Raw genomic sequence first — 6,294 nt, 5'->3', positions numbered from 1 at the left:
GGGGTCGCGGGTTCGAGTCCCGTCCACTCCGCCACTTATATTAAGCCTCAGTCGAAAGACTGGGGCTTTTTTCGTTTCTACTGCGACGTTTCCCTGAAGAGTGTTTATACACCTAACTAGACTATTTCACATAATCCCTACTAAGCGAACTCTGCGTAATTACACACTAGGCTTTAATTAATTATAGGCCGGTGATGCTGTGGAAAGGCAATATGACCTACAAACAAGCCTAAGTAATCTATGGTATTCAAAGGCGTTCAACGACTTGAATCTTGATGAGAAAGAAAAAACGAATTGGAAGATGAAAGATTGAAGGAGCTCTTCATTAGCGAGGTGATGATTTTCGACGCTGAACATTTGATGAGTCTCAGAAAAAATATATCGCCAAAGGGTAAGAAGCGCCAGAACAGAGAGGGGTAGCTTAGCTCGAGGCTGTAAGCTATGCGGAATACTCACAAACGTCAAAGCTCAAACCCATTAAGAGAGTCGCTCTAGATCTAAGTGGTTATGTGCTCACTAGCGGTACTAGAAAATAGTTAAGTATTCCAAATGGATTATATGAAAAAGCCAACTGCTAAAGCGGTTGGCTTAGTATAAAAATCTCGACGTACTTTAGAGCGAGAAATGATGTCTAAAGAATACGTTTTAAAACACCATCTGCCTTTAGGCGGGTAATTTTTCTGACCAGTCGCTGTACCTCTATAGGATAGTCTTCTACTTTCTCTAATTGCTTATAAGTACAGATAAGGTGAGTATGCTCAAGAATACGCGAAACTTCGTCTTCAAACTTCTCAGTGAGCTTCGCATAATTGTCTTGTATGAGTAGCCCATTTTCTAGGTCGAGTGACCAAGCACGTGGATTTAGGTTATTCCCAGTAAGTAGCATATAGCGTTTATCAACCCAAATACCCTTAAGGTGGAAGCTGTTATTGTCATGCTTCCATAGGTGAATTGACAATTTACGTGCGGCGATATTCGCTTCATTGGCTTTCGCAAAGCGACGCAAATTCACTTCGTAAAGATATGGAAGTCCGCCAATGGTTTTAAAGTCTTCCTCAGGTGCAATGTAAAAGTCATTGGCGGTTTTATCGCCCACAACAATAGTTACTTTCACACCACGCTTCATGGCTCGTTTCACTTCACGATGAAGTGCTTTAGGGAAGTTAAAGTAAGGCGTACAAATGAAAATTTCGTCTTGGGCTGCTGCCAATAACTTTACAATCTGTTGATTGAGCAGATTACGGCGTTTGCCTAGCCCAACTAACGGAGTGACTTTTACACTTTCTTCTGTTGCAGCTTGGTCTTCAAACTTATAGTTGGCTTGAGCAAGAGAAGCCCTCAGTTGGCGAATCGCCGACTTTATTTCTTTGGTTTCTGGCTTATCTTTTCCTGCAAGATCATTAACGGCAGGGTGAGCAATCATTTCTTCCTGAATGAATTGCACCATTGAATTCGCTAAAGATTCATGTCGAATCACATGGTAACGATCAAATCGATAACGTTCATGATAATGGAGATAAACGTTATTTAAGCTCGCCCCACTGTAGATAACAGTATCATCGACAATGAAGCCTTTTAAATGCAGTACCCCAAAAACTTCTCTGCCACGCACTGGTATGCCATAGACAGGGATTGGGTGTTGGTATTTGCTGGCATATGCTTTGTAAAGCGCTGAATTACCCTCAGATGTCTCCGCACCAATCAGGCCACGCTGCGCTCGATGCCAGTCGACACAGATATTGATGTCCAACCCAGGATTGCGCTGTTTCGCTTCATAAAGCGCAGTGAGAATTTCACGTCCAGCTTCATCATCTTCCAGATATAGAGCGACTAGGTAAATTCGCGACGTTGCTTTGCTGATAGCATCTAAAAGACGGGTTCTGAATGATTCTGCTGAATACAGAACATCAAAGTCTTCCGGATTGACAGCGAGACTTGGCAACTGTTCGAATGGATTCCTACTTACTATCATATCGGTATGAGTACCTTAGTTTAGTGCAATATTGCGAACCTGCCATTTTATCAAAGATATGATTTACCTGGCTACAAAAGCACGCGTTTTGATGTCGTTGAAGAGATGAATTGCATTGGAATGAGATCTTTACCGCTATCTACATAACGTTGAAATGCCATTTTTAGCGGGTGTGGTAGCTCAGAGCAATCAATTGTTGTGAATCCATGCTTGGAATAATAGGATTCGAGATGTGTAAACGCGAAGCAATAATCGCCATCAGTGAAAACATTTTTTTTACAATGAGTTAGTAGTTCTTTTCCAATCCCTGTTCCCCTAACTTTCGGAATGACCAACATTCCTGTCAATAGACGAACTTTATCTACACTTTTTAAACGTAGTAACGCAATGATTTCACCTTTATGGCTTGCTGTAATGATCAATTCATCTTTTTTGGCTCGACCCGCAGGGTAATACGCTTTGTATAGTTTCTTAATGAGGGGGAGCTTGATGGGATTTAACACTTCTATGATTAATGAGTCTGGTATTGTCACTGCGGTTAAAAGATAACTAATGTAGAATGTCGACAGTTTAAGAGAATCTTATCTGGTGTTGCAAACCTACTATGCAAATTAAAACAAATGCGAGCCTAAAGGCTTACCATACTTTTGGAATTGAACAATCGTGTTCCTATTTAGCTATCGTTGAGTCGCTTGAAGATGTTATTGAGCTATTTCAAAACCCAAGATTCACCCATTTACCGAAACTTTTTTTAGGTAAAGGAAGTAATGTTCTTTTTACAGAACATTTTGAGGGATTAGTGATTGTTAATCGAATCATGGGTAAAGAAGTCACGGAAACGGATGAGCACTACCTATTACATATTGCCGGTGGTGAAGATTGGCCTGAATTGGTTTCCTGGTGTGTGAATCAGGGGATCGGTGGGATCGAGAACTTAGCTTTGATTCCAGGTTGTGCTGGCTCGGCTCCTATTCAGAACATTGGTGCGTATGGCCTAGAGCTAAAAGACATCTGTGATTATGTAGATGTTCTTGATCTAACTACGTTTGAAAACAAAAGAATGCACGCCCAAGACTGTGAGTTTGCCTATAGGGATTCCATATTTAAACATGCGTTGCACGGAAAGTGCTTTATCACCGCATTAGGGCTTAAGTTGGCGAAGCAATGGCAGCCGATTAACCAGTACGGTCCTTTACAAAGTATCCCAGAAGAACAACTCAGCCCTGCTTCTATCTTCGAACGAGTATGCCAAGTGCGAAAGGCAAAACTGCCAGATCCAACCAAGATAGGTAACGCAGGTAGTTTCTTTAAAAACCCAGTGATCACGCAAGATCACTATGATCGACTCACAAAAAAATACCCTAACGTAGTGGCCTACCCAGCTTCTGGAGGAATGAAAATTGCTGCTGGTTGGCTTATCGATCAGTGTGGATTAAAAGGGAAGTCTGTACACGGTGCGCAGGTCAACCCTATGCAAGCTTTGGTTTTGACCAACATGGATAATTGTAGTGCTGATGACATTGTCGCGCTTGCTTATTTAGTGAAGCAGACGGTATGGGATAAATACCAAATCATACTTGAGCATGAAGTACGCTTTCTCAATCGTACCGGGGAGACGAATTTGACTCAGATCGAGGCATCTAGATGAGAAAAGATCACTCTACGAAACTTCATATTTTAAGGTTATTAAGTGATGGAGAGTTTCATTCAGGAGAAGCGTTGGGCGACGATCTTAATGTTTCCAGAGCGGCAATCGCTAAGCACATTAAAGGTCTTAGTGAATGGGGTATTGATATTTATCGAGTGCAAGGGCGCGGTTACCAATTAGCCTCACCATTGCAGTTGTTAGACGAGACTCTCCTTACCACTAGCTCGGAGTCACTTGTTGAACTCGTCCCTGTGATTGACTCAACGAATCAATATTTGCTCGACAGAGTCGCGGATTCGGAAAAGGGCCGTGTTTGTATTGCTGAATATCAAGCACAAGGGCGTGGTCGCCGCGGTAGACAATGGGTCTCACCGTTTGGCTCTAACTTATATCTCTCTATGTATTGGCGACTGGATGCAGGAATGGCTGCGGCAATGGGCTTGAGCTTGGTGATTGGGATTGCCGCAGTGGAAGCTTTGGAAGAAGTAGGCATGCAAGGTGTTAAACTCAAGTGGCCGAATGACTTGTATTATCAAGATAAAAAACTGGCCGGAATCTTGGTTGAAATGTCGGGTCAGGCCGGTGGGGCTGCTCATCTAGTGATTGGGATGGGCCTGAATATTGGAATGCCTGACGACCAGCCTGAGATTGACCAGCCATGGACCACGTTGAACCAAGTAAATCAGAGTCTCAAGATCGATAGAAATGTTCTAGCAATGACACTTATCAAGCATTGGAATTCCGCACTTGTCGAATATGAAATGAAAGGACTTACTGGCTTTATCGAACGTTGGAATCGGTTAGACAATTTCCTTAATCGTCAGGTCAAACTGCTTATTGGTCCTAGAGAGGTATATGGCGTCGTTCGAGGCATCGATCATCAAGGTGGAATATTAATCGAAACCTCCCAAGGACTAGAGACTTATATTGGTGGTGAAATCTCGTTGCGTAAAAGTGACTAATCTTCGATTACTTTCGCAACGAGACTTTATCAACTAAGTGGTTAACGCCTTTGTGTAGAATCAAGTGGGCTCTCTCACGAGTTGGAAGAATATTCAATTCTAAATTGAGCCCATTAATATCATGCCAAATTTGCTTCGCTTTTTTCTTTGCGTCATCGACAGAGAGTTGTGTGTAGTGGCTAAAATAAGAGCCTGGTTTCGTAAAGGCCCCTTGGCGAAACTTTAAAAAGCGTTCTACATACCAATGTTCAATGGTCTCTGTTTCTGCATCGACATAAATTGAAAAATCTAAAAAGTCAGAGACGAAGACACGATGCGGGTCATGTGGATAGTCCATTCCACTTTGCAGAACGTTTAAACCTTCAATAATAAGAACATCCGGTCTATCCACTTTTCTTAGTTCATCAGTAATGTCATACGTGATGTGAGAGTAGATGGGTACTTCAAGATCGGGCTTTCCTGCCTTTACGTCAGACATGAACTCGACTAAGCGCTTGATATCATAGGATTCTGGGAAGCCTTTACGATGCATGATACCGCGTTCTTCTAGTACTTTTTTCGGATATAGGAAGCCATCTGTTGTAACCAAGGACACTTTGGGATGATTCTCCCAACGAGAAAGCAATGCCGTTAGAATACGAGCAGTCGTACTTTTGCCTACAGCAACACTGCCAGCGATACCAATTACGAAAGGGGGAGCATGTTCCTCTGTATTTAAGAATTGTTGTAATACGGAATTGCGGCTTTGACGAGCCTGGACATACAGATTCAAAAGACGAGACAAAGGAAGGTAGATCTCTACCGCTTCCTCCATGGTTAGGTTTTCATTAATGCCCTGAAGCGCAGTCAAGTCGTCTTCAGAAAGTGTCATCGGTACAGAGTTTCTTAACTCGGCCCAATTTGCACGGTCAAATGACAAAAATGGACTCATGGGTCTCTTTTATCCTTGGTTTAATAGAAGCAAGAACATACATCAAGCGAACTTCAAAGCAAACGACAAAGGTCGAAGTTTACTTTAAAAAAGCTAAGTTTGTACGAATTTGCAGCAAACGAATCTAAAAAATCGAAATTTATGATTTTTTTTCAAATTACTATTGCAACCTAGAAAATCATTCAATAGAATGCGCACCACTTATGCCGACTTAGCTCAGTAGGTAGAGCAACTGACTTGTAATCAGTAGGTCACCAGTTCGATTCCGGTAGTCGGCACCATTCTTTCCTTTAGTAGTCTGAATGGCTTGAAAATTTGGAGGGGTTCCCGAGTGGCCAAAGGGAGCAGACTGTAAATCTGCCGGCACCGCCTTCGATGGTTCGAATCCGTCCCCCTCCACCATATTCTTTAGGAAATAGCTCTCAGAGTTACGTGTTGCGGGCATCGTATAATGGCTATTACCTCAGCCTTCCAAGCTGATGATGCGGGTTCGATTCCCGCTGCCCGCTCCACTCTAATTTGAGTGCTGATATAGCTCAGGTGGTAGAGCGCATCCTTGGTAAGGATGAGGTCGGCAGTTCGAGTCTGCCTATCAGCACCAGCTCTCAAGTTTATTTCCTTTTGATATTAGATTTACCAATTATCTTTTTTTGGTTGCGTGGTCAATTTGGGCCACCTAAATCCGTACCTAGAGGGACCACTCATGTCTAAAGAAAAATTTGAACGTACGAAACCGCACGTTAACGTTGGTACTATCGGCCACGTTGACCACGGTAAAACA

General features: G+C 42.6%; 5 protein-coding genes and 4 tRNA genes. 6 read left to right on the top strand and 3 right to left on the bottom strand.

The features are described from left to right. Positions 1-631 precede the first annotated feature (631 nt). Both pssA and R7P35_RS23445 read right to left on the bottom strand, forming a co-directional pair. Positions 632-1,972 (bottom strand): CDP-diacylglycerol--serine O-phosphatidyltransferase, encoded by a 1,341-nt coding sequence (gene pssA, locus R7P35_RS23450; protein ID WP_025768993.1) that lies wholly within the window; start codon positions 1,970-1,972, stop codon positions 632-634. Positions 1,973-2,043: 71 nt separating this feature from the next. Continuing rightward, positions 2,044-2,475: a GNAT family N-acetyltransferase gene (locus tag R7P35_RS23445; protein WP_025768994.1), complete on the bottom strand. Its 432-nt coding sequence runs from the start codon at positions 2,473-2,475 to the stop codon at positions 2,044-2,046. A gap of 101 nt (positions 2,476-2,576) precedes the next feature. Here R7P35_RS23445 and murB point away from each other — a divergent pair, with 101 nt between their 5' ends. After that, the gene (gene murB, locus R7P35_RS23440) at positions 2,577-3,620 is read left to right on the top strand and encodes a UDP-N-acetylmuramate dehydrogenase (RefSeq protein ID WP_025768995.1); all 1,044 of its coding nucleotides are present in this window, start codon (positions 2,577-2,579) and stop codon (positions 3,618-3,620) included. Continuing rightward, a complete protein-coding gene (gene birA / locus R7P35_RS23435) occupies positions 3,617-4,582 on the top strand; it encodes a bifunctional biotin--[acetyl-CoA-carboxylase] ligase/biotin operon repressor BirA (protein WP_017821965.1) in 966 nt (321 codons plus the stop codon). The genes murB and birA overlap by 4 nt, the downstream gene beginning before the upstream one ends. Positions 4,583-4,589: 7 nt before the next feature. Here birA and coaA read toward each other — a convergent pair whose 3' ends face one another. Continuing rightward, a complete protein-coding gene (coaA, locus tag R7P35_RS23430; protein WP_005388683.1) occupies positions 4,590-5,513 on the bottom strand; it encodes a type I pantothenate kinase in 924 nt (307 codons plus the stop codon). 205 nt (positions 5,514-5,718) lie between these two features. On the opposite strand from coaA, the gene R7P35_RS23425 reads away from it, so the two are divergent. The 4 genes from R7P35_RS23425 to R7P35_RS23410 all read left to right on the top strand — a co-directional run bounded on the left by R7P35_RS23425 (position 5,719) and on the right by R7P35_RS23410 (position 6,114). After that, positions 5,719-5,794 (top strand) — tRNA-Thr (locus R7P35_RS23425). Positions 5,795-5,830: 36 nt separating this feature from the next. Continuing rightward, positions 5,831-5,915, top strand: a tRNA-Tyr gene (locus R7P35_RS23420). A 35-nt stretch (positions 5,916-5,950) separates the two neighbouring features. Then, positions 5,951-6,025, top strand: a tRNA-Gly gene (locus tag R7P35_RS23415). Between the two features lie 13 nt (positions 6,026-6,038). Next, a tRNA-Thr gene (locus R7P35_RS23410) sits at positions 6,039-6,114 on the top strand. Positions 6,115-6,294: the final 180 nt, after the last annotated feature.

This window comes from Vibrio sp. Vb0304, from assembly GCF_033338995.1.
Classification (GTDB): Bacteria; Pseudomonadota; Gammaproteobacteria; order Enterobacterales; family Vibrionaceae; genus Vibrio; species Vibrio alginolyticus.
This window is presented reverse-complemented; position numbering and strand designations above follow the sequence as displayed.

Bases quoted from the DNA above. Each gene is read 5' to 3' on its own strand.
- coaA (WP_005388683.1), bottom strand. From the start codon at position 5,513: ATGAGTCCATTTTTGTCATTTGACCGTGCAAATTGGGCCGAGTTAAGA.
- murB (WP_025768995.1), top strand. From the start codon at position 2,577: ATGCAAATTAAAACAAATGCGAGCCTAAAGGCTTACCATACTTTTGGA.
- pssA (WP_025768993.1), bottom strand. From the start codon at position 1,972: ATGATAGTAAGTAGGAATCCATTCGAACAGTTGCCAAGTCTCGCTGTC.
- birA (WP_017821965.1), top strand. From the start codon at position 3,617: ATGAGAAAAGATCACTCTACGAAACTTCATATTTTAAGGTTATTAAGT.